This is a genomic window from Streptomyces spiralis (genome assembly GCF_014654675.1).
In the GTDB taxonomy this organism is placed as follows: domain Bacteria; phylum Actinomycetota; class Actinomycetes; order Streptomycetales; family Streptomycetaceae; genus Streptomyces; species Streptomyces spiralis.
On the sequence record NZ_BNBC01000029.1, the window covers coordinates 32108 to 54514 of the forward strand.

The window sequence follows — 22407 nt, forward strand, 5'->3', positions numbered from 1 at the left end:
CAAAGGGAACCTTTCGTGTCGCGGGTACGGGGCGAGGAGGACGTGCGCTCAGCCCTTGACCGCTCCGGAGGTGAGGCCCTTCATGACCTTCTGGTTGAGGAACAGGTAGATCAGGAGGGTGCCGAAGACGTTGATGCAGATCGCGGCGAACAGCGGGCCGTACTGGGTGGCGCCGAAGTCGCCGGTGAAGTTGAGCAGACCGACCTGGATGGTGCGCAGGTCCTGGTCATTGGTGAAGGTCAGTGCGATGAGCAGGTCGTTCCAGATGAAGAAGAACTGCACCAGGCCCACGGTCAGGAGCGCGTTGCGCACCATGGGCACGCTGATGGTCCAGAAGGCGCGGAGGATGCCGGCGCCGTCGATGGTGGCCGCCTCGAACAGTTCCCGCGGGACGCTGCGGTAGTAGGTGGCCATCATGAAGACCGTCAGCGGCAGGCCGGTGCCGGTGTAGGTCAGGATGAGCGGCCCCAGGGTGCCGGACAGGCCGGTCTGGAAGTACACGGTGAACAGCGGCAGCAGGATCATCTGGGGCGGGACCATCATGCCCGCGAGGAAGACCAGCAGGGTCAGGCTGCGGCCCTTCCACACCATGATCTGCAGGGCGAAGCCGGCGGCGGTTCCCAGCAGCAGCATCAGCGCGAGCGCGGGGAGGACGGCGAGCAGGCTGTTCTGGACGTACAGGCCGATGTGGCCGGTGGTCCACGCCTCGCTGTAGTTGCCCCACTCCCAGTGGGTGGGCAGGCTCCAGGTGGAGTGGTTGAGGTAGTCGTCGTTGGACTTCAGCGAGGTCAGGAACATCCAGACCAGCGGGTAGATCTCGACGATCAGCAGCAGCGCGACGACGATCTTCACCCAGAGCCGGGTGCCACGGGGACGCGAGGTTTTCGCCGGCGGGGTGCTCGTGCTCCTCACGGAGGTCTTCACAGCGGTGTCGATGGTGGCCACAGTGATCATCCCTCCGTGAGGTCGCGCCGCGAGACGCGGTAGACGACCAGGCTCACCAACAGGCAGACGACGGTGAGCAGCAGGGCGATGGTGCTGCCGTAGCCGTAGTCGCTGTAGGTGAACGAGGTCTGGAACATGTACAGGGTCAGCGGGGTCGTGCCGTTGCCGGGACCGCCGTTGGTCAGCGCCACGATGGAGTCGAAGACCTTGAGCGTGCCGTTGATGCTGAAGATCAGCGAGGACATCAGCACGGGCAGGGACAGCGGCAGCACGATGTGCCGGACCACCCTGAGCCCTGTCGCACCGTCCAGCCGGGCGGACTCCAGGACCTCGTCGGGGATGTCGATCAGGCCGGCGAAGAGCAGCACGGCGTAGAAGCCCATGGAACGCCAGATGTCCATGACGACCAGGACCCAGAAGGCGCTGCCCGCGCTGCCGAAGAAGTCGATGGAGTCCAGGCCGACGGCGTTCAGCAGGGAGTTGACCGGTCCCGTCTGCGGCGCGACCTGGAAGAACTTCTGGAAGAGCAGGCCGACGGCGACCGTGGGCAGCACCACGGGGAAGAACACCAGCGTGCGGATCAGTGCCGAGGCCCGCTTGAGGAAGAACACGTACAGCAGCGCCAGCAGGTAGCCGGCGACGACCTGCCCGGCGGTGACCACGACGGCGTACTTGAGGGTGAACCACAGGGCGTGGTGGACGGCGGGATCGTGCAGCAGGCGGGAGAAGTTGGCAACGCCGTTGCCGGTGAAGCCGTCGATGGTGTTGCCCTTGGTGAAGGAGTAGCCGAGCGACCACACCATCGGGACAAGCATGATCAGGGAGTAGACGAGGAGCGCGGGACCGAGCAGGAGCACGACGGCCCTGCGGTCACCGAGTACGCGGTGCATGGGAGGGGTCCACTTTCCGTTGGAAGGGCGAGGGCGGAGCGCACGGCATTGTCAGGAGGGCCGAACGGACCGCCCCGGGCCCGGCTACTGGGCGGCCAGCGCGTCCTGGACGGTCCGCATGAACTGCTCGGGACTCATGCTGCCGTTGACCAGGCTCGCCGCGTTGGTCTGGCTGACGGTGGTGGCCTTGGTGCTGAACAGGGCCTCGAACCAGAGCACGTTCTGCTTCGAGGTGCTGATGGTGTCGCGGACCTGAGTGGTGACCGCGTTGGCGTCCTTCACCTCGGTGTTGACCTTGAAGCCGGAGATGGAGCCGTGGTCCTTCAGGGCCGTGCTGCCGTAGTTCTTCGCGATACAGGTGACCCAGTCGCCGGTCTTCTGGTCGAAGGACTTCGCGCCGAGGGTGATGCCGAGGCCGACGTTGGAGGGGTACTGGTCGATGGAGCCCTTGCCGCCCGCCACGGCCGGGAACGACATGAAGCCGACGTTCTCGGCACCCACCTTGTTCTGCTTCGCGTCGGCGATGTTGGCCAGCGCCCAGCTGCCCATGTAGAACATGGCGGCCTTGCCGGTGAGGAACTGGTTCATGGCCGTGTCGTAGTCGATGGAGCCGACACCCTTGCCGAAGTAGCCCTTCTTGCCGAGCGCGGCGACCTCCTCGGCGGCCTTCACGTACTGCGGGTCGGTCAGCTTCGCCTTGCCGTCGGCCACCTTCTGCAGCGCGTCCGGCCCGAGGCTGCGGTAGATGTAGCCGCTGATCAGCCGGGTCAGCGGCCAGCCCTGCTGACCGGAGGCGGAGAACGGCTGAACGCCCTTGGCCTGGAGCTTCGCCGCGGCCGACACCAGCTCGTCCCAGGTGCCGGGCACCTTCAGGCCGTTCTCCTGGAACAGCTTCTTGTTGTAGAAGATGCCCTCGATGTTGTACTCGTACGGCAGCACCTCCAGCTTGCCGCCGTACAGCGCCTTGATCGTCGATACGGCGGCCGGCTCCAGCTGGTCGTAGACGCCCAGCTCCTTCAGCTTCGCCTCGAGGTCGGCCACCTTGCCCGACTTCGCCAGTTGCTGGGTGAGGGCCGGGGCGTTGCCCGCCGCGAACTGGACCGGCAGGGCGTTCTGGCCGCCCAGCAACTGCAGCTTCTGGTCCAGGCTCGCCTGGGGCACGGTCTCCACCTTCAGCGGCAGCGCGTCGTTCGCGCTCTTGCACGCCCCCGTGGACAGCGTGGTCAGCGCGGTCCTGACGGTCGTGTTCTCGGTGACGCTCAGGTAGCTGAACTCCTTGGGCGCGGCCGAGGCGCCTCCGCTGCCGCCGCAGGCGGTGGCGAGGAGAGCCAGCGAGGCGGTACCAGCAGTGAGCAGGCTCAGGCGTGCACGGCGTGGACGGGACATGCGAGGGGACACGGCGGGCTCCAGAGGGCTGTATGGAGAAGGGGCTGACGAGTGGCTCGGGGGCGAGTGCGCAGCTCCGGGCGAAGGGCAGACGACGCGAAGGACCGAGGAGTGCGCCGCATCAGGCCCTCGTGTAGAACGTTCTCTACTTCGATCGAGCAACACCCTGCACGCCCCTCCTCTCGCCGTCAAGACACGGCGCTGTAACGACGCGGTGATGCAGTGGACGACTTGACGTCACCCCGGGGCGAGCGTGTAGACCGTTATACCTACGCCTACGAGAGCCGGAGTGTGGACGATGGACCGGGCCGAGGAGCCTCGACGCAGCAAGCGCGTGACCATCACCGATGTGGCCCGGCATGCCGGTGTGTCCGTCGCCGCCGTCTCGAAGGTGTTGCGCAACGCCTACGGTGTGAGCCCGGCCATGCGGGAGAAGGTCCAGGCGGCGATCGCCGAGCTGGGCTACCGTCCGCACGCTGCGGCGCGCGGCTTGCGGGGCCGGACGTACACGATCGGTGTGCTGCTCGACAACGTCCGCAACGCGTTCTTCGCGGACATCCTCGACGGCATCCGCGACGAACTCCGCAACAGCGAGTACACCGTGCTCATCGGCGCCGCCGGCTTCGACCCGGAGGAACAGGCCAAAACGGTTCGCTCCCTGGTGGACCGTCAGATGGACGGGCTGATCCTCATCGCGCCGGGAACCGCCCGCGACGAGGTGCTCGCCACAGCGGCATCGACACCCACCGTGGTCATCGGCCATCACGACACCGCCGACACGCACGACTCGGTCGTGGACGCCGACGACATCGGCGCCGGACTGGTCGTGGACCACCTGGTGGGGCTCGGCCACCGCGACATCGCACTGGTCTCCGCCCAGGGCACCAAGGCCAACCGCTGGAAACGCCCTCCCGAGACGGTGCTGACCGAGGGCTACCTCGCCGCGATGGAACGCCACGGCCTCGCTGGGCACACGCGTGTCCACCACGCCGCCTACTCCGATGAGGGCGGCTTCAAGGCCGGCATGACCCTGCTGACCGCGGAACGCCCGCCGACCGCCATCATGACCGGTGCCGACGTCGCCGCCCTGGGCATCTACCGCGCCGCCCACGAACTGGGCCTGCGCATCCCGGACGACCTGTCTCTCGTCGGCTACAACAACACCGCGCTCGCCGCGCTCGCCCCCGTCCAGCTGACCAGCGTCGACCAGGCCGGGCACACCATGGGCGCCACCGCCGCCCGCATGCTCATCGAACGCGTGGAGGGCCGGCGGGACAGGGCCATGCGGACCACGATGACGCCCCGGCTCGTCGTGCGCCGCAGCACGGCGGAACAGCGGGGCCGCTAGGGCCTGTCCGGCGGATCAAGGTGCAGGCAAGCGGCGGCGCCGGTCAACTCAGATGAGCGGGGGCTGGTGCGTCCAGATGCAAGGCGGAGGAGGAAGTCGACGCGGAGCGTCGGCGAGTGACGACAACGCAGCTGGGCCCCCCCACGCCCTTAAGGCAGTGGGGGAGGGCGTGCCAGCCCCCGCGTCTGCGCCATGATCCGCCGGTCAGCACACCTAGGGGGTGTCTCGTCGATCACGCCGGGCTCGCGGCGCCTGGCACCGCACCTCGAACCCGGCCGTTCCGGAGCAACCCGGGGAAACCGCAGGTCACAGCGCCTTTACAGCGGGCTCCAAAATCGCCACGCACTCCACGTGGTGCGTCATCGGAAACAGGTCGAACACCCGAAGCGTCCGTACCCGGTAGCCGTGCTCGCGGAAGTACGCCAGGTCGCGCGCCAGGGCGGCCGGGTCGCAGGCCACGTAGGCGATGCGGCGGGCGCCGAGGGAGGAGAGGTGGGAGACGGTGTCGCGGCCCGCGCCGGAGCGGGGCGGGTCCAGGACGATCAGGTCGGCCTCGGTGATGCCGGTGCGGGGCAGGACGGACTCGACCTTGCCCTGTTCGATGCGGACGCGGGGGAAGTCGGCGAGGTTGTGCCGGGCGTCCTCCACCGCGCGCTTGCCGGACTCGATGCCGAGGACCGCGCCCTTGTCGCCGAGGCGGTCGGCCAACGCACCCGCGAAGAGGCCGACACCGCAGTACAGGTCCAGGGCCGTTTCGCCCTTGCGGGGCAGCAGGCCCTGCATGACCGCCGTCACGAGGGTGTCCGCCGCCCTGGGGTGGACCTGCCAGAAACCGCCGCCGCCCACGCGGTGGGTGCGGCCGTCGGCGCGCTCGCGGACGAACGGGCGGCCGTGCACGCGGTGCACGCCGCCGGACTTCTCGTCGACGCGGAGGACGGAGACCGGCTTGTCCAGTTCCACCAGGGGAAGGCGGGCGCCCGGACGCGGCGTCAGGATCACCTGGCGGTCCTGCGAGCCCGTCGCGGCGATCGCCTCGACCGTCTCCATGCCCGTCCAGTCACGCCGCTCGATGCCGAGTTCGCTGACGCCCTGCGCCGCGATCATGCAGTGCTCGATCGGCTCGACCTCGTGCGAGCGGTGGCGGCGCAGACCGGCCTTGCCGGTGGCCGGGTCGACCGCGTACTGCACCCGGGTCCGCCACTGCGGGACCTGCCCGGCGGGCAGCTTGTCGCCCTCGGCGGGCATCACCGTGCCGTCCCAGCCGGCCTCCTCGGGGGTGAGGCCCGCGAGACGCTTCAGCTGTTCGGCGACGACCTCGCCCTTCAGGCGGCGCTGGGCGCCCGGCTTGGCGTGCTGCCAGTCGCAGCCGCCGCAGCGGCCGGGGCCGGCATAGGGGCAGGGGGCCTCGATGCGGTCCTTGGAGGGCTCCAGGACCCGTACGGCGTCGGCGCGCAGGAACCGGGCGCCCTCCTCGCCCTCGGTCACGCGTGCCACGACCCGCTCGCCGGGCAGCGTGTGCCGGACGAACAGCACCTGGCCTTCGGAGGTCCGGGCGATGCAGTGACCGCCGTGGGCGACGGGGCCGATCTCGACCTCGTACTCCTCCCCCACCAGCGACTTCTTCGGTTCTGCGGGCATGGCGGGGTGACTCCAGATCGAGATCGCGGACGGGGGCGGCCCCGCGAGGGGGCCCGACAACAGCCCACCAGTCTACGGCCTCGCCACCCCGCCTCGGCCCGCCTCAGTCCTTGCCCGAAGAGGCCGAAGGCGCCGACGGCTCCTTGGTCCGCTCCACTGCCGGTCCGCGCCGGACCGCACCCGGGGCGTTCCAGTCCTGCCGCTTGCGGGCACGGTCCCGGGCGGCCTCGGAGGACACCAGCTGGTAGGGCACCGAGGTCACCATGACGCCGGGCGTGAACAGCAGCCGGCCCTTCAGGCGCAGGGCGCTCTGGTTGTGCAGCAGGTGCTCGTACCAGTGGCCGACGACGTACTCGGGGATGATCACCGAGACCGCGTCGCGCGGGGACTGGCTGCGCAGGCTCTTGACGTACTCGATGACCGGCCGCGTGACCTCGCGGTACGGCGAGTCGAGCACCTTCAGCGGTACGTCGATGCCGCGCCGCTCCCACTCCTCGCGCAGCGCCTTGGTCTCCGCCGGGTCGACGTTGACGGTGAGCGCCTCCAGGGTGTCCGAGCGCATCAGCTTGGCGTACGCGAGCGCCCTCAGGGTGGGGCGGTGGATCTTGGAGATCAGGACGACGGAGTGGACGCGGGAGGGGCGGACGCTGTCGTCGGACGGGCCCTCCGGCGCGGCGATCTCCTCGGAGACGCGGTCGTAGTGCTTGCGGATCGCCGTCATCGTCGCGAAGAAGATGCACATGCCGAGCAGGGCCACCCAGGCGCCGTGCGTGAACTTGGTGAGGAGCACGACGACCAGCACCAGGCCGGTGAGGCAGGCGCCGAAGGCGTTGATGGCCCGCGAGCGGATCATGTGGCGCCGCTTGGCCTGGTCCTTCTCGGTGGCCAGGTGGCGGTTCCAGTGCCGGACCATGCCGGTCTGGCTGAGCGTGAAGGACACGAACACGCCGACGATGTACAGCTGGATCAGCCGGGTGGAGTCGGCGCCGTAGATGACCGTCAGCAGGGTCGCGGCGCCCGCGAGCAGCACGATGCCGTTGGAGAACGCGAGACGGTCGCCACGGGTGTGCAGCTGGCGGGGCAGGTAGCGGTCCTGGGCGAGGATCGAGCCGAGAAGCGGGAAGCCGTTGTACGCCGTGTTCGCGGCGAGGAACAGCACCAGGGCGGTGGCGGCGGCCAGGACGACGAACAGGAAGCTGCCCTTGCCGAACACGGCCTCGGCGACCTGGGAGATCACCGGGTTCTGGACGTATCCGGAGCCGACCGGGATGCCGTTGTGGAGCAGGTCGGTGGCCGGGCTCTCGGCCATGCGGACCTTCGTCGACGCGGCGAGGGCGATGATGCCGCAGAACATCGTCACGGCCAGCAGGCCCATCATCGCCAGCGTGGTCGCCGCGTTCTTGGACTTGGGCTTGCGGAAGGCCGGAACGCCGTTGGAGATCGCCTCGACACCGGTGAGCGCGGCACAGCCGGAGGAGAAGGCGCGCAGGAGCAGGAAGACCAGCGCGAATCCCGCGAGCCCCTGGTGTTCGGCCTTGATGTGGTAGTCCGCCGTCGGCGCCCGCATGGTGTCGCCGAGGACCAGTCCGCGGAACGCGCCCCACAGGATCATGACGAAGACGCCGGCGACGAAGACGTACGTCGGGATCGCGAACAGCGTGCCCGACTCCTTCACACCGCGCAGGTTCATCAGCGTCAGCAGCACGATCACGATGACCGCGCAGAGCACCTTGTGCTCGACGACGAACGGGATCGCGGAGCCGAGGTTCTCGATGCCGGAGGAGATCGAGACGGCCACGGTCATGACGTAGTCGACGAGCAGCGCGCTGGCCACCGTCAGGCCCGCCTTGGCGCCGAGGTTGGTGGTCGCCACCTCGTAGTCGCCGCCGCCGCTGGGATAGGCGTGCACATTCTGCCGGTAGGAGGCCACCACCGTGAACATCAGCACGACCACCGCGAGCGCGATCCACGGGCTGAAATGGTACGCCGACACACCCGCGATGGACAGGACCAGCAGCACCTCCCCGGGCGCGTACGCCACGGAGGACAGCGGGTCGGAGGCGAAGACGGGGAGTGCGATGCGCTTCGGCAGAAGGGTCTCCCCCAGCCGGTCGCTGCGCAGTGCGCGCCCGATCAGAATCCGTTTGGGCACGTCGGTCAGTTTGGACACAACAGAGGATCGTAAGGCTTCGAACAGGAGGTCGCCCACCTGCCACCCGAGATCTGCCTCACGAGTGAAATCGGGGGCCGCGCGCGCTACGGATTCCGCAGGTGAGGGCGTGGCCGTGCCTAGATGACGGAACTTGACTGAACTCTGCCGATTCCGGCCCGTTCGACCGTTCCCCGCCCGACTCCTCGGAGGTCCCATGCCCCCGACCGCGGAGCTGATCGGCGCCGCCGCGACGCTGCTCGGCCTCGGATTCCTCACCCTGTGCAGCGTGCGCAGCATCACTCGGCGCCCGCCCACCGAAGCGGAACAGGTCCCTCGGCCGGGGCCGGCGGTGCCGCGGTCCGTCCGGGATGCGGCAGGGGGGTGCCGGGCCCGCACCGCGCATGTGTAGCTTGTCCCTCTGTCTGAGACCCTGATGGGGCTGAGCAGTAGCTGTTGACACCGGAAGGACGGTCGTGCACATCGTCATCATGGGCTGCGGGAGAGTGGGTTCCGCTCTCGCCCAGACCCTGGAGCAACAGGGGCACACGGTCGCCGTGATCGACCAGGACCCCACCGCCTTCCGCCGACTGGGTCCCGGGTTCGGCGGTCGCCGGGTCACCGGGATCGGCTTCGACCAGGACACCCTGCGCGAGGCGGGCATCGAGGAGGCGGGCGCCTTCGCCGCCGTCTCCAGCGGCGACAACTCCAACATCATCTCCGCGCGGGTGGCCCGGGAGATGTTCGGCGTGGAGAACGTCGCGGCCCGGATCTACGACCCCCGCCGCGCCGAGGTCTACCAGCGCCTGGGCATCCCGACCGTGGCCACGGTCCGCTGGACGGCCGACCAGATGCTGCGCCGGCTGCTGCCCTCGGGCGCGGAGCCGCTGTGGCGCGACCCCACCGGCGGGGTGCAGCTCGCCGAGGTGCACGCCTCCCCGAAGTGGGTCGGCCACAAGATCAGCAAACTGCAGGAGGAGACGGGCGTCCGCGTGGCGTTCCTGACCCGCCTCGGCGAGGCGATCCTGCCGTCCTCGCAGACGGTGCTGCAGGAGGGCGACCTCGTGCACGTGATGATGCGGACGGACGACGTGGAGAAGGTCGAGGCGGCGTTCGCCGAGGGCCCCGAAGAGGAGAGCGGTCACTGATGAGGGTCGCCATTGCCGGTGCCGGCGCGGTCGGTCGCTCGATCGCGGGCGAGCTGCTGGAGAACGGGCACGAGGTCCTTCTCGTCGACAAGGCGCCGACCGCGATCTCGGTCGAGCGCGTTCCGCAGGCCGAGTGGCTGCTGGCCGACGCCTGTGAGATCACGTCCCTGGACGAGGCGGCGCTGCAGCGCTGCAACGTCGTGATCGCCGCGACGGGCGACGACAAGGTGAACCTGGTCGTCTCCCTGCTGGCGAAGACGGAGTACGGCGTGCCGCGCGTCGTGGCCCGGGTGAACAACCCGAAGAACGAGTGGCTGTTCAACGAGGCGTGGGGCGTGGACGTCGCCGTGTCCACTCCGCGTCTGATGTCCGCCCTGGTCGAGGAGGCGGTGAGCGTCGGCGACCTGGTGCGCCTGCTCCGCTTCAGCCACGGCGACGCCAACCTGGTCGAGCTGACCCTGCCGGAGGAGTCGGCGCTGGCCGGCACGCAGGTCGGCGAGGTCCAGTGGCCCCAGGACACGTCCCTGGTCACCATCATCCGCGGCAACCGCGTCCTCACCCCGTCCCAGGAGGACTCCCTGGAAGTGGGCGACGAACTGCTGTTCGTCGCCGCGCAGGCCCGCGAGGGCCAGCTGGAGGACCTCCTGTCGGTGCGACGGGAAGACTCGGAGGACTGACCCCCTACGGGAGTACGACGGGAAAGGGCGCCCTGTGATCACAGGGCGCCCTTTCCCGTCGCGGGGGGCCGGGGCTGCGAGCCCCTGGTATGGCGGTGGGCCGACGGCGACCAGACTTCGCGGCCGTGACGGTCCGGCTACGGGCCGTGGCGCTGAGCAGGGGGCGGGCGACGGTCGGGCTCCCGGCAGCGACGGCCCAGCTACCAACACCGTGTTGGACAGCAGGTGGGGGGCGATCAGGCCTCGCGGCGGCGACGGCCCGGCTGCCGGCCCCCGGGCTCGGCAGGGGGCGGGCGGCCGCCAGGCCTCGCGGCCATGACCGCCCGGCTGCCGGCCCCTGGGTTCCGCAGGGGCCCGGCGGCGATCAGGACTCGCGGCGGTGGCGGCCGGGTGTGGTTCCGTGGCCTTCGGCGGCAGCCGCCTTGCGTTCCTCCTCGGCCTTCTCCTCCGCCTCCATCTCCGCGAACACGTCGATGGGAGCGGGGGCCTTGGCCAGGAAGACCCAGGTCAGGTAGACCGCCAGCAGGAAGGGCGGGATCTTGAGGATGATCAGGACCCAGCCGAGCTGAGTCGTGTCCGCCCACCAGTACAGCGGGAAGAGGATCGCGCACTTGGCGAGCAGGATCAGGCCCCAGGCCCAGCTGGCCTTCGCGTACGCCTTCTTGCGGCCCGGGTTGCGGGTGCGCCAGGAGAGATTCTCCTTGAAGACCGGGCCGAGGATCAGGCCGATCAGCGGGACGCCGGCGAGCGTGGTGATGATGTACGCGAGGCCCAGACCCAGCGTGTAGAGCATGCCCGGCAGATAGAAGTCCTTGGCGTTGCCGGTCATCATCGCGAAGACAACACCGAAGGCCACGCCGAAGACGCCGCTGAAGGCGTGCTTGACGGTGTCCCGCATCGCCAGCCGGACCGCGACCAGCACCACGGAGACCGCGAGCGCGGCGATCGCCGACCAGTGCAGGTCCTTGTTGATCGTGTAGATGGTGACGAAGAGCAGGCCGGGCAGGACGGTCTCGACCATGCCCCGGACTCCGCCGAACGCCTCGAACAGCGCGGCCTCCGTCACCGCCCTCGCCTCGTCGCCGGCGGTCGTCTCTTCGGTCGGCTTGTCGAGTGACGTCACGGGCTACTCCCGTCCGAGGGGTCGCAGTTCGTACTTGGGGTTGAACAGCACCCGGCGGCCCCGGCTCATCGAGATCCGGCCCGATGCAATGAGCTTGCGCCCCGGTTCTATCCCGACGATGGAGCGCCTGCCGAGCCAGACCACGTCCAGTGCGGCGGAGCCGTCGAACAGCTCGGCCTCCAGTGCCGGGACGCCCGCGCGCGGACGCAGGGTGACCGTGCGCAAGGTACCAGTAACGGTGACGATCTGCCGGTCGTGGCAGTCACCGATCCGCGTACAGCCCGAGGTGTCGGCGTCCTCCCGCAGCTCCTCGGACTCCAGGTCCTCCTGCGACGAGGAGAGCCGGTCGAGCATGCGCCGGAACCGGCCGACCGGCTTTTCGGAACGAGGAACAGCACTCATATCTGAAGCGTACCGGTGCACACCGACACCGCCGTAACCCCGCTCACCCCCCATCGCCCTCACCGTTCGAAGCGGTAGCCCATGCCGGGCTCGGTCACGAAGTGCTTGGGGTGCGACGGGTCGGCCTCCAGCTTCCGGCGCAGCTGGGCCATGTACACACGCAGGTAGTTGGTCTCCGTCCCGTACGACGGCCCCCACACCTCCTGCAGCAGCTGCTTCTGGCTGACCAGGCGGCCGGTGTTGCGCACCAGCACCTCCAGCAGGTGCCATTCGGTCGGGGTCAGCCGTACGTCCTTGCCGCCCCGGTTGACCTTCTTAGCGGTCAGGTCGACGGTGAACTCCTCCGTCTCCACCGTCGTCACGTCGTCCTCGCCGGTCCCCACGGGCTCGGCACGGCGGACGGCGGCGCGCAGCCGGGCGAGCAGCTCGTCCATGCCGAAGGGCTTGGTGACGTAGTCGTCGGCGCCCGCGTCCAGCGCCTCGACCTTCTCGTCGGAGGAGTGCCGGGCGGACAGCACCAGGATCGGCACCCGGGTCCAGCCGCGCAGCCCCCGGATCACCTCCACGCCGTCCATGTCGGGCAGGCCCAGGTCGAGCACGACCACGTCGGGGTGGCGGGAGGCGGCCAGGTCGAGGGCGGTCCGGCCGTCGTGTGCGGCGTCGACCTCGTACTTGCGTGCCTTGAGGTTGATCACGAGGGCGCGCACGATCTGCGGCTCGTCGTCGACCACCAGCACCCTGGTCATGAAACCTGCCTTTCTGCGTGTACGGGGCTGTGCGCACCCTCGGGGCGGTACGTCCCGGAGCGGTACGCCCCCTCGGGGCGCGTGTCGGGGCCGGCGTCGGCCGCGCGGAGGCTGAGGACCATGGTGAGGCCGCCGCCGGGTGTGTCCTCGGCGGCGAGGGTGCCGTTCATGGCCTCGGCGAAGCCGCGGGCGACCGCGAGGCCGAGGCCGACGCCCGCTCCGCGCGGGGCGTCGCCGTGCCGCTGGAAGGGCTCGAAGATGCGGTCCTTGGCCTCGTCCGGCACGCCGGGACCGCGGTCGACGACGCGGACCTCGACCCGGTCGGCGATGGCGCTGGCGGACACCAGGACCGGTGCGTCCGGCGGACTGTACTTCACCGCGTTCTCCACGACGTTGGCCATCGCGCGCTCCAGGAGCCCGGCGTCAACGGCGACCATCGGCAGCGTCTCGGGAACGTCCAGGTCCACGCTGTCCTCGGGCACTCCGCCGAGCGCCATCGGCACCACCTCGTCGAGGTCGATCTCGCGGATCAGCGGGGTGACGGTGCCCGTTTGCAGGCGGGACATGTCCAGCAGGTTGCCGACCAGGTGGTCCAGCCGGTCGGCGCCGTCCTCGATGCCCTCGAGCAGTTCGGCGCGGTCCTCCTCGGACCACTCGACGTCCTCGGACCTGAGCGAGGAGACCGCCGCCTTGATCCCGGCGAGGGGCGTGCGCAGGTCGTGGCTGACGGCGGCGAGCAGCGCGGTGCGGATGCGGTTGCCCTCGGCGAGGGAGCGGGCCCGGTCGGCCTCCTCCCGCAGGCGCCGGCGGTCCAGGACGACGGCGGCCTGGGCGGCGAAGGCGGCCAGCACCCGGCGGTCGGATGCGGGCAGCACGCGTCCGGTCAGGGCCAGCGCCATGTGGTCGCCGACGGGCATGTCCACGTCCGCGTCCTCCGGGCGTTCCAGCGGCCCTCCCGTGCCGACCCGTCCGGCGCACGTCCAGGGGTCCACGTCGCTGCGCCGCTCCAGCAGTGCCACCGACTCCATGCCGAAGGTCTCCCGGACCCGGTCCAGCAGCGCCTCCAGGCTGGTCTCGCCGCGCAGGACGCTGCCCGCGAGGAAGGACAGTATCTCCGCCTCGGCACGCAGCCGGGCGGCCTGGTGGGTACGGCGCGCCGCGAGGTCCACCACGGACGCCACCGACACCGCGACCCCGACGAAGATCGAAATGGCGACGATGTTCTTGGGGTCGGCGATGGTGAGCCGGTGCAGCGGCGGTGTGTAGAAGTAGTTCAGCAGGAACGACCCGACGGCTGCCGAGGCCAGCGCCGGCAGCAGCCCGCCCAGCAGGGCCGCCGCCACCGTCACGGTGAGGAACAGCAGCATGTCGTTGGCCAGGCCCAGGCGCACGCCGTTGAGCAGCAACGCGAGGACCACCGGCGCGACGACGGCCATCACCCAGCCGGAGACGATCCGGGCCCGGCCGAGCCGGGCGCCGCGGGCCACGGGCAGTCCGCGGCCCTTGGCGACCTCCCCGTGGGTGACGATGTGCACGTCCAGGTCGGGTCCCGACTCGCGGGCCACGGTGGCACCGACTCCCGGCCCGAACACGTACTGCCAGGTCTTGCGGCGCGAGGAGCCCAGCACGATCTGGGTGGCGTTGACCCCGCGGGCGAAGTCGAGCAGGGCGGCCGGTATGTCGTCGCCGACGACGTGGTGGAAGGTGCCGCCGAGATCCTCCGCGAGGGTGCGCTGGAGGGCCAGCTCCTTGGGGGAGGCGGCGGTCAGTCCGTCGCTGCGGGCGACGTAGACGGCCATGACTTCGCCGCCGGCGCCCTTCTCCGCCAGGCGCGCCGCCCGGCGGATCAGGGTGCGGCCCTCGGGGCCGCCGGTCAGGCCGACCACGATGCGCTCGCGCGAACCCCAGATCCTCGACACCTGGTGCTCGCTGCGGTAGCGCTGCAGGTACTCGTCGACCCGGTCGGCCACCCAGAGCAGCGCGAGCTCGCGCAGGGCCGTGAGGTTGCCGGGCCGGAAGTAGTTGGACAGGGCCGCGTCGACCTTGTCGGGCGTGTAGATGTTGCCGTGCGCCATCCGGCGGCGCAGCGCCTCCGGCGACATGTCGACCAGCTCGATCTGGTCCGCCCGGCGTACGACCTCGTCGGGGACGGCCTCCCGCTGCGGTGTCCCCGTGATCGACTCGACGACGTCGCCGAGGGACTCGAGGTGCTGGATGTTGACCGTGGAGATGACGTCGATACCGGCCGCGAGCAGCTCCTGTACGTCCTGCCAACGCTTGGTGTTGCGGGAGCCGGGGACGTTGGTGTGGGCGAGGTCGTCCACCAGGGCGACCGCCGGGGCGCGGCGCAGCACCGCGTCGACGTCCATCTCGGTGAAGGTGCTCCCCCGGTGCTGGAGCTCCCTGCGCGGCAGCTGCTCCAGGCCGCGCAGCAGCACCTCGGTGCGTGGCCGGTCGTGGTGCTCCACGAAGGCGACCACGCAGTCGGTGCCGCGTTCGATGCGGCGGTGGGCTTCGGAGAGCATCGCGTAGGTCTTGCCGACGCCCGGTGCCGCGCCGAGGTAGATCCGGAGCTTGCCGCGTCCCATGGCCTCCATTGTCTTCCCGTCACAGGTGTGCACGCAGCGTCGACCTTACGGCCAACAATCCCGGCAAAAGGTGCCGGGCGGGGACAGGAACCCGTCTTTGACGCAACTCTGACGCCCGGGAACGCGACTCCGACACCCGGGGACGCGACTCCGACGCCCGGGATGCGGCGCGGCAGGGCGGCCGCCGGCGCGGTGGCCGGCCGGGTGCGGGGCTCGGCCGAGCCGGCGGCTCAGTGCCCGGCCAGCTCGTCAGTGCTCGGCTATCTCGCCGTCGCGGAGTTCCAGGACGCGGTCGGCGAGGTCCAGGAGGGCCAGGTCGTGCGTGGCGACGAGGGCGGTCACCTGCTGGCTGTGGACGACGGCGCGCAGCAGCTCCATCACGGCGAGGCCGGTCTCCGCGTCCAGCTGGCCCGTCGGCTCGTCGGCTATCAGCAGGGCGGGGTCGTTGGCGAGCGCGCGGGCTATGGCGACGCGCTGCTGCTGGCCGCCGGAGAGCTCGCCGGGCCGCTGCCTGGCGTGGTCGGCCAGGCCGACGAGGGACAGCAGCAGCTCCACGCGCTCCTCCCGCTCCCGCGGGTCGGCGCGGCGCAGGCGCATCGGCACCCCGACGTTCTCGGCGGCCGTCAGGATGGGGATGAGTCCGAAGGACTGGAAGACGAAGCCGATGCTGTCCCTGCGCAAGGCGAGCAGCCCGTCCTCGCCCAGCTCGGAGAGGTCGCGACCGTCGACGTGGACGCTGCCCCGGTCCGGCTCGTCGAGGCCGCCCACGATGTTGAGCAGAGTGGTCTTTCCGGAGCCGGAGCGCCCCTTGAGGGCCACGAGTTCGCCCCGCGGCACCTCGAAGGAGACCCCGCGCAGCGCGTGCACGGCGGACGCCGCCTGCCCGTAGGACTTGTGGACGTTCTCGACGCGCACCATGGTCTCGGTGACGACCTGGCTCATGTGCCCTCCCCCGCTCCGCTCCCCCGTGGACCGTGCGCCAGTATCACGACCGGCACCCGCCCCTTCAATCCCTCGGTCCGACAACGCGCGGCGCCCCGGGATGGTTTCCGTACGAAGGACTTTCGTGCCGGAGACCGTCGTACCCGGTTCCCGGACACGGCGAAGGGCCGCACCCCGAGGAGTGCGGCCCCCACGTGTCCGTTCAGCGCACCTCGGTGATCTCCGGGCCCCGCTGCAGCTGTCCCATGCCGCCCGCGAAGCGGGACTGGCCCTCGTCCTGCTGGACGCTCTCGGGCACCATCTGGGCGTCGTTCGGCAGCTTCAGGACGATCGGGTCGCGAGGTGCCATCGGGCCCTCGCCGCGGACCACGACGGTGTCCCTGAAGATCTGCTCGAGCAGCCCGGCCGCCTGCGGCTGTACCGCGCCCTGTCCCGAGATCACCCCGCGCAGGAACCAGCGGGGGCCGTCCACGCCGACGAACCGCACGACCTGGAAGCCGCCGGTGCCGTCCGGCAGCTGGACCGGTACCTGGGCGCGCAGCTCCCAGCCCAGCGGCCCCTCCACCTCGTCGACGATGCCGCCCTGCTGGGTGATGCCGGTGGCGATCTCCTCGCGCACCTCGCCCCAGATGCCCTCGCGCTTGGGCGCGGCGAAGGCCTGGAGCTGGACGGCGCTGTCCCGCAGGACGACGGTCGCCGCGACGATCGCGTCCCCCGCGACCTCCACCCGCAGCTCCATGCCGTCGACACCCGGTACGAACAGACCCCCGAGGTCCACCCGGCCCTCGCCCGGGTCGCGCACCTCGGAGCTGTCCCAGGGCCCGTCGGGCCGCGGTTCGGGCTCGAGCCTCACCCGCTCGCGCTCGGCCTCTTCCTCCGCTTCGTCCGCCTCGGTGTCGACGCTGTCGACGACCTGCTCGGCCTCGCCGGCCGCGTCCTCGGCGGCACCCTTCTTCTTGCGACGTCCGAACACGTCACTGTCCTTCCCGGTCGGATACGACCGAAGCGTATCGATTCCCACCCGCCTGACCGCCCATGGCGGCCCGACCGTTTGTGCCGCTCACGCCGTCCACCGCGGCGTGGCCACCGGTGGACCCGAAGCCCCCCTCGGCCCGCGCCGAGTCGGGAAGCTCCGCCACCTCCTGGAAGCGGACCCTCTCGACCTGCTGGACGACCAGTTGGGCAATCCGGTCGAAGCGCTCGAACCGCACGGACTCGCGCGGGTCGAGATTCACCACGATCACCTTGATCTCCCCACGGTACCCGGCATCAACCGTCCCCGGGGCATTCACCAGGGCGACACCGCACCGGGCGGCGAGGCCGGAACGTGGGTGCACGAAGGCCGCGTACCCCTCGGGGAGCGCGACAGACACGCCCGTGGGCAGTACGGTCCGCTCCCCGGGCGCCAGTTCGCAGGCCACGGTGGTGCGCAGATCGGCACCCGCGTCACCGGGGTGCTCGTACGCCGGAAGCGGTACGTCGGGGTCGACGCGCCGGATCAACACGTTCAGGGGCTCACGCCCGCCGGGACCGGAGGGGCTCGCGGGGCTCACGGGGCTCACGGGTTCACCTCGAAGGCGCGGGCCCGGCGCACCTGGTCCGGGTCGTTCATGGCCGCCTGGATCTCCTCCTCGCGGCCGTGCTGCACGAAGTGGTCGACCTTCACCTCGATGAACAGGGCCTCCGCGCGGACCGCGACCGGCCCGTCGGGGCCGCCGACGCGGCCGGTGGCCCTCGAGTAGATCTTCCGTCCGGCCACCGCGGTGACCTCGGCCTCGAGATGCAGCGTGGTGCCGACGGGCACCGGCCGCACGAAGTCGGTCTCCAGCCGTCCGGTGACGGCGATGGTCCGCAGCAGCCAGTTCAGCGAGCCCAGGGTCTCGTCCAGGGCGGTCGCGAGGACCCCGCCGTGGGCGAGGCCCGGCGCGCCCTGATGGGCGGGCTGCACGGTGAACTCGGCGGTGATGCTGACGCCCTCCCCAGCCCGGGCCTGGAGGTGCAGCCCGTGCGGCTGCAGACCGCCGCACCCGAAACACTCGCCGTAGTGCGCGCCGAGGAGTTGGCCGGGCGCGGGGGCGTCGGGGTGCCGTACGGGTTTCACGGCGTCGGCGGGGGGCTGAAGAGCTGCGGAACTACCACTCACAGGCGCAGACCTTACCCGCGCCCGAAGCTGTCGCCGACACCATGCCAAGCTAGCTTCATGCAGCTCTCCGCCCAGCCGTACGAAGAACGTCTCACCGCACCCCGCTCCTGGTGGCTGATCAGCTTCCTCGTCGGTGTCTCGTGTGCCCTGGTCCTGCTCCCCTTCGGCACCCTGCCGATGCTCGGCGGCCTGGTCGGCGGCACCGCGGTCGCGGCGATCACGGCCAGCTCCTACGGCTCCGTACGCATCCGTGTCGTGGGCGGCTCGCTGATCGCGGGCGAGGCGAAGGTGCCGGTCACCGCGCTGGGCGAGGCGGAGATCCTGGACGCCGAGGAGGCGCGCGCCTGGCGCACCTACAAGGCGGACACCCGCGCCTTCCTGCTGCTGCGCGCGTACATTCCCACCGCGCTGCGCGTGGAGGTCACCGACCCGGACGACCCGACGCCGTACCTGTACCTGTCGACGCGTGAGCCGCAGCGTCTGGCGGAGGCCCTGCGGGCGGCGCGGGCGGCGGCGCCCGGGGCCGCCTAGGCGGCCTCGCCGAGTCCCGGCGGGTACCTCGTCAGGGGTCCTCGCCGGAGGCGCACCGCGGGCGCGCTGGGGGCGCGCAGGGCGTGATTCAGCGCCGGCGGTGCACGCCGTCTCCCGTGGCGTCGTCGCCGGTCCCGCTCGCGTCGTCACCGGTCCCGGTGGCGTCCTGAGTGGTTCCGGTGGTGCCCGCCACCGGCAGCGGGTTCTCCGGGGTCTCCAGGGGCGGCAGCGTGGTCAGGTCGTCCCAGGGGACCTGGATCTTGCGCAGGTCCGCGCGGACGCGGGCCGCGAGCTTCTTGGTGTCGCGCCGGTTGATGACGGCGCCGACGGCCGCGCCCACCAGGAACGGCATCAGGTTCGGCAGGTCCCGCACCATGCGCTTCATGATCTGCTGGCGCAGCTGACGTTTCATGTGGCCGCCGAGGGCCATGTCGATCGTCGACGGCTTCATCGCGTCGATCCCGCGCTCCCCCGACCAGGAGGACAGATACGCGGTACTGCGGACCTTCAGGTTGCCGGGGGGCCGCACCCCGTACACCTCGTGGAGTTCGGCGATCAGCTTGAGCTCGACCGCCGCGACTCCGGTGATCTCCGTGGCCAGTTCGGTCGGCATCGCGGGCGGCACCGGCAGCATCGCGGCAGCGCCGATCCCCGCTCCGATCGTCGAGGTCCCGTTGGCCGCTCCGGCCACCAGCCTGTCCGCGAGCTGCTCGGGCCCGAGACCCGGGAACTGCCGGCGGAGCGTCGCGAGATCACGTACGGGGACCCGCGGGGCGATATCGATGATCCGGTCGGCGAGGTGGCCCAGTGCCGCCCTGGCGCGGCTCCCGCTCTTGCGGACGCCGGTCCTGGCGGCCTCCCGGGCTCTGCTGCGGATCGCGGCGGCCCGCCGTCGGGAGACGGGCGCGCCCCCTTCCGCCGCCTTTTCCACCGCGGCGACGGGGTCACCCCCGTGGACCTGCTCGAGCGAGGCCGATCCCGTCGATGCCGTGGCATCTGTCCGGTCGGACGGACGGGAGGGGCCTCGCTCGTGGTCACGCGCGCCGTTGGGGCCGCCGTGCGGCCCCGAGTCCGCTCCCCTGCGGGGGAAGCGGCGCTTCCAAGGAGGGGTCGAGCCGGTCACGGCCGACCCCGCCTCAGTCGCAGTCGCGGCAGATCGGCTGGCCGTTCTTCTCGCGGGCCAGCTGACTGCGGTGGTGCACCAGGAAGCAGCTCATGCAAGTGAACTCGTCCTGCTGCTTGGGCAGTACCCGGACGGCCAGTTCCTCATTGGAGAGGTCTGCCCCGGGCAGCTCAAGGCCTTCGGCGGCCTCGAACTCGTCGACGTCCACGGCGGAGGTCGACTTGTCGTTCCGCCGAGCCTTCAGCTCTTCAAGGCTGTCCGAGTCGACGTCGTCGTCGGTCTTGCGTGGGGTGTCGTAATCGGTTGCCATGTCGCTCTCCCCCTCTGGGTGTCTGCGGTGTCTCCAGCGCACGTAACGCGTGAGAGGCCGGACTTGTGCCCGCCTCGAGGCGGAGATTTTGCCTCACATCAAGGTCTGTTACTCAATCGACACCCAACCGGACTCCTCAAGAGTGATCGGCTTGGATGGCGATGGGGACCGTACACGGTTCGATTGGCGCAGTTCAAAGCGGCCTCACCGTGTACTTCCCGTGATCAGGGCCCTTGAAAACCAGGACTTTCCCGGCTTTTCAGCCCTCCCCATGATCACGCAGAGTGTATGGCCAGAAATCCGCACATGTGATCGATCACACAGGAGACAGCTGCGGCGGGCCCTCGAAAATTCCGCGCAAAGCGAACATCTCCTTGGGTGGGCGCCATGTCGGGGTCATGATCTCAGACCGGCAGGGTGACGCGCATCACGAGCCCGCCCCCCTCGCGCGGCTGGGCCGAGATGTGGCCGCCGTGCGCCCGTGCCACCGAGCGCGCGATCGACAGGCCCAGTCCGACGCCCTTGTCGCTGCCGGTGCGCTCGGTCCGCAGCCGTCTGAACGGCTCGAAGAGGTTGTCGATCTCGTACGCCGGAACGACCGGCCCGGTGTTCGTGACCACCACCACCGCCTGGCCGTGCTGGACGTCCGTGTCGACCTCCACCCAGCCGTCTTCCGGCACGTTGTACCGGACCGCGTTCTGCACCAGGTTCAGCGCGATCCGCTCCAGCAGCACACCGTTGCCCTGGACCACGGCGGGCTTGCGCGCCCCGCGGATCTCGACACCCTTGGCCTGCGCCTCCCCGTGCACCTGGTCGATGGCCTGTGTGGCCACCTCGGCCAGGTCCACCGGCTTGCGCTCGACGATCTGGTTGTCGCTGCGGGCGAGCAGCAGCAGACCCTCGACGAGCTGCTCGCTGCGCTCGTTGGTGGCCAGCAGGGTCTTGCCCAGCTGCTGGAGCTCCACCGGGGCGCCCGGGTCGGACAGGTGCACTTCCAGGAGGGTGCGGTTGATCGCCAGCGGTGTGCGCAGCTCGTGCGACGCGTTGCCCACGAAGCGCTGCTGGGCGGTGAAGGCCCGCTGCAGCCGCTCCAGCATGTCGTCGAACGTGTCCGCGAGCTCCTTCAGCTCGTCGTCCGGGCCGTCCAGCTCGATCCGCCGGGACAGATCGGAACCGGCCACCGCGCGGGCGGTCCGGGTGATCCGGCCGAGCGGTGACAGGACCCGGCCGGCCATCGCGTAGCCGAAGGCGAAGGCGATCACCGCGAGACCCAGCAGTGCCAGCAGCGAGCGGCTGAGCAGGTCGTCCAGGGCGTGCTGGCGCTGCTGGTTCACACACTCGTTCATGGCGCTGTTGAACTCGCTGGGCGAGGCCTGGGCCGGCAGATTGCAGATCGTGCTGGTGACCTTGCCCTCGACGATCTTGAAGGGCAGGTCACTGCCCGCGTTGAGCGCCTGGGCGGCCAGCAGGTAGATGATCGACAGCAGCAGGATGCCGGCGATCAGGAACATGCCGCCGTACAGCAGCGTCAGTCGTATCCGGATGGTCGGACGCAGCCACGGGAAGGGCGGCTCCGGCCTTCTGGGGTCCCACGTGGGCTTCGGGGGCGCCTGGGGCGGCGCGGGTGTCGCGGCCACGGCGGATCAGATCCGGTAGCCGGAGCCGGGCACGGTGACGATCACCGGGGGCTCGCCCAGCTTGCGGCGCAGGGTCATCACGGTGACACGCACGACGTTGGTGAACGGGTCCGTGTTCTCGTCCCAGGCCTTCTCCAGCAGCTGCTCGGCCGAGACGACCGCGCCCTCGCTGCGCATGAGGACCTCCAGGACGGCGAACTCCTTCGGCGCCAGCTGGACCTCCCTGCCGTCGCGGAAGACCTCGCGGCGGTTGGGGTCCAGCTTGATCCCGGCACGCTCCAGAACGGGCGGCAGGGGCACGCTGGTGCGCCGGCCGAGGGCACGCACGCGTGCCGTGAGCTCGCTGAACGCGAACGGCTTGGGCAGATAGTCGTCGGCGCCGATCTCCAGGCCCTCCACACGGTCGCTGACGTCGCCCGACGCGGTGAGCATCAGCACGCGCGTGGGCATGCCGAGCTCGACGATCTTGCGGCAGACGTCGTCGCCGTGCACCAGCGGGAGGTCGCGGTCGAGGACGACCACGTCGTAGTCGTTGACGCCGATGCGCTCCAGGGCGGCCGCACCGTCGTACACGACGTCGACGGCCATGGCCTCCCGGCGCAGTCCGGTGGCCACCGCATCGGCGAGCAGCTGCTCGTCCTCGACGACGAGTACGCGCACGTCGCTTGTCCTTCCTGATGT

21 protein-coding genes are annotated in these 22407 nt (G+C 70.5%); 4 read left to right on the plus strand and 17 right to left on the minus strand.

What is annotated here, in order from left to right:
- Positions 1-48 precede the first annotated feature (48 nt).
- The 3 genes from IE318_RS26810 to IE318_RS26820 all read right to left on the minus strand — a co-directional run bounded on the left by IE318_RS26810 (position 49) and on the right by IE318_RS26820 (position 3233).
- The gene (locus tag IE318_RS26810) at positions 49-954 is read right to left on the minus strand and encodes a carbohydrate ABC transporter permease (protein ID WP_189904408.1); all 906 of its coding nucleotides are present in this window, start codon (positions 952-954) and stop codon (positions 49-51) included.
- The gene (locus IE318_RS26815; RefSeq protein ID WP_189904410.1) at positions 951-1835 is read right to left on the minus strand and encodes a carbohydrate ABC transporter permease; all 885 of its coding nucleotides are present in this window, start codon (positions 1833-1835) and stop codon (positions 951-953) included. Before IE318_RS26815 ends, IE318_RS26810 begins: the two co-directional genes overlap by 4 nt.
- 84 nt (positions 1836-1919) lie before the next feature.
- Positions 1920-3233: an ABC transporter substrate-binding protein gene (locus tag IE318_RS26820; RefSeq protein ID WP_229903764.1), complete on the minus strand. Its 1314-nt coding sequence runs from the start codon at positions 3231-3233 to the stop codon at positions 1920-1922.
- Between the two features lie 322 nt (positions 3234-3555).
- Here IE318_RS26820 and IE318_RS26825 point away from each other — a divergent pair, with 322 nt between their 5' ends.
- Positions 3556-4569: a LacI family DNA-binding transcriptional regulator gene (locus tag IE318_RS26825; RefSeq protein ID WP_308438598.1), complete on the plus strand. Its 1014-nt coding sequence runs from the start codon at positions 3556-3558 to the stop codon at positions 4567-4569.
- A gap of 306 nt (positions 4570-4875) precedes the next feature.
- Here IE318_RS26825 and IE318_RS26830 read toward each other — a convergent pair whose 3' ends face one another.
- Together IE318_RS26830 and IE318_RS26835 are read right to left on the minus strand one after the other, a co-directional pair.
- Positions 4876-6207: a class I SAM-dependent RNA methyltransferase gene (locus IE318_RS26830; RefSeq protein WP_189904416.1), complete on the minus strand. Its 1332-nt coding sequence runs from the start codon at positions 6205-6207 to the stop codon at positions 4876-4878.
- Between the two features lie 103 nt (positions 6208-6310).
- Positions 6311-8377, minus strand: a complete 2067-nt coding sequence (locus IE318_RS26835) for an APC family permease (RefSeq protein ID WP_189904418.1) — start codon at positions 8375-8377, stop codon at positions 6311-6313.
- Between the two features lie 455 nt (positions 8378-8832).
- Here IE318_RS26835 and IE318_RS26840 point away from each other — a divergent pair, with 455 nt between their 5' ends.
- Together IE318_RS26840 and IE318_RS26845 are read left to right on the plus strand one after the other, a co-directional pair.
- Complete coding sequence (locus tag IE318_RS26840; RefSeq protein WP_028424335.1) at positions 8833-9504, plus strand: potassium channel family protein; 672 nt, start codon at positions 8833-8835, stop codon at positions 9502-9504.
- On the plus strand, positions 9504-10181 hold the full coding sequence (locus tag IE318_RS26845) for a potassium channel family protein (RefSeq protein WP_189904420.1): 678 nt from the start codon (positions 9504-9506) through the stop codon (positions 10179-10181). Before IE318_RS26840 ends, IE318_RS26845 begins: the two co-directional genes overlap by 1 nt.
- A 364-nt stretch (positions 10182-10545) precedes the next feature.
- Here the strand turns inward: IE318_RS26845 and IE318_RS26850 are convergent, their stop codons facing one another.
- The 8 genes from IE318_RS26850 to IE318_RS26885 all read right to left on the minus strand — a co-directional run bounded on the left by IE318_RS26850 (position 10546) and on the right by IE318_RS26885 (position 18125).
- Entirely contained in the window at positions 10546-11304 is a 759-nt protein-coding gene (locus IE318_RS26850) for a DUF3159 domain-containing protein (RefSeq protein ID WP_189904422.1), read from the minus strand.
- Between the two features lie 3 nt (positions 11305-11307).
- Entirely contained in the window at positions 11308-11706 is a 399-nt protein-coding gene (locus tag IE318_RS26855; protein ID WP_189904424.1) for an OB-fold nucleic acid binding domain-containing protein, read from the minus strand.
- Between the two features lie 59 nt (positions 11707-11765).
- A complete protein-coding gene (locus IE318_RS26860; RefSeq protein WP_030171791.1) occupies positions 11766-12452 on the minus strand; it encodes a response regulator in 687 nt (228 codons plus the stop codon).
- A complete protein-coding gene (locus IE318_RS26865) occupies positions 12449-15040 on the minus strand; it encodes an ATP-binding protein (RefSeq protein WP_189904426.1) in 2592 nt (863 codons plus the stop codon). The genes IE318_RS26860 and IE318_RS26865 overlap by 4 nt, the downstream gene beginning before the upstream one ends.
- A gap of 249 nt (positions 15041-15289) precedes the next feature.
- Positions 15290-15982, minus strand: a complete 693-nt coding sequence (locus IE318_RS26870; protein ID WP_030171797.1) for an ABC transporter ATP-binding protein — start codon at positions 15980-15982, stop codon at positions 15290-15292.
- A 202-nt stretch (positions 15983-16184) separates the two neighbouring features.
- Positions 16185-16955, minus strand: coding sequence for a DUF3710 domain-containing protein (locus IE318_RS26875; RefSeq protein WP_030171799.1), 771 nt, complete (start codon positions 16953-16955; stop codon positions 16185-16187).
- A gap of 1 nt (position 16956) precedes the next feature.
- The gene (gene dut / locus IE318_RS26880) at positions 16957-17535 is read right to left on the minus strand and encodes a dUTP diphosphatase (protein ID WP_373311286.1); all 579 of its coding nucleotides are present in this window, start codon (positions 17533-17535) and stop codon (positions 16957-16959) included.
- 5 nt (positions 17536-17540) lie between these two features.
- On the minus strand, positions 17541-18125 hold the full coding sequence (locus IE318_RS26885) for a PaaI family thioesterase (RefSeq protein WP_189904428.1): 585 nt from the start codon (positions 18123-18125) through the stop codon (positions 17541-17543).
- A 57-nt stretch (positions 18126-18182) separates the two neighbouring features.
- On the opposite strand from IE318_RS26885, the gene IE318_RS26890 reads away from it, so the two are divergent.
- Positions 18183-18656 carry a DUF3093 domain-containing protein gene (locus IE318_RS26890; RefSeq protein WP_030171807.1) on the plus strand — a complete coding sequence of 158 codons (474 nt, stop codon included), beginning with the start codon at positions 18183-18185 and terminating at the stop codon, positions 18654-18656.
- 88 nt (positions 18657-18744) lie between these two features.
- On the opposite strand, the gene IE318_RS26895 is transcribed toward IE318_RS26890, so the two are convergent.
- The 4 genes from IE318_RS26895 to IE318_RS26910 form a co-directional block, all read right to left on the minus strand.
- Positions 18745-19779, minus strand: coding sequence for a hypothetical protein (locus IE318_RS26895; RefSeq protein WP_229903766.1), 1035 nt, complete (start codon positions 19777-19779; stop codon positions 18745-18747).
- Positions 19780-19792: 13 nt separating this feature from the next.
- Positions 19793-20089 carry a DUF4193 domain-containing protein gene (locus IE318_RS26900; protein ID WP_005481602.1) on the minus strand — a complete coding sequence of 99 codons (297 nt, stop codon included), beginning with the start codon at positions 20087-20089 and terminating at the stop codon, positions 19793-19795.
- 404 nt (positions 20090-20493) lie between these two features.
- Positions 20494-21726 (minus strand): sensor histidine kinase, encoded by a 1233-nt coding sequence (locus tag IE318_RS26905; RefSeq protein WP_030171822.1) that lies wholly within the window; start codon positions 21724-21726, stop codon positions 20494-20496.
- Positions 21727-21732: 6 nt separating this feature from the next.
- Positions 21733-22386, minus strand: coding sequence for a response regulator transcription factor (locus tag IE318_RS26910; RefSeq protein ID WP_028424348.1), 654 nt, complete (start codon positions 22384-22386; stop codon positions 21733-21735).
- Between the last annotated feature and the right edge of the window lie 21 nt (positions 22387-22407).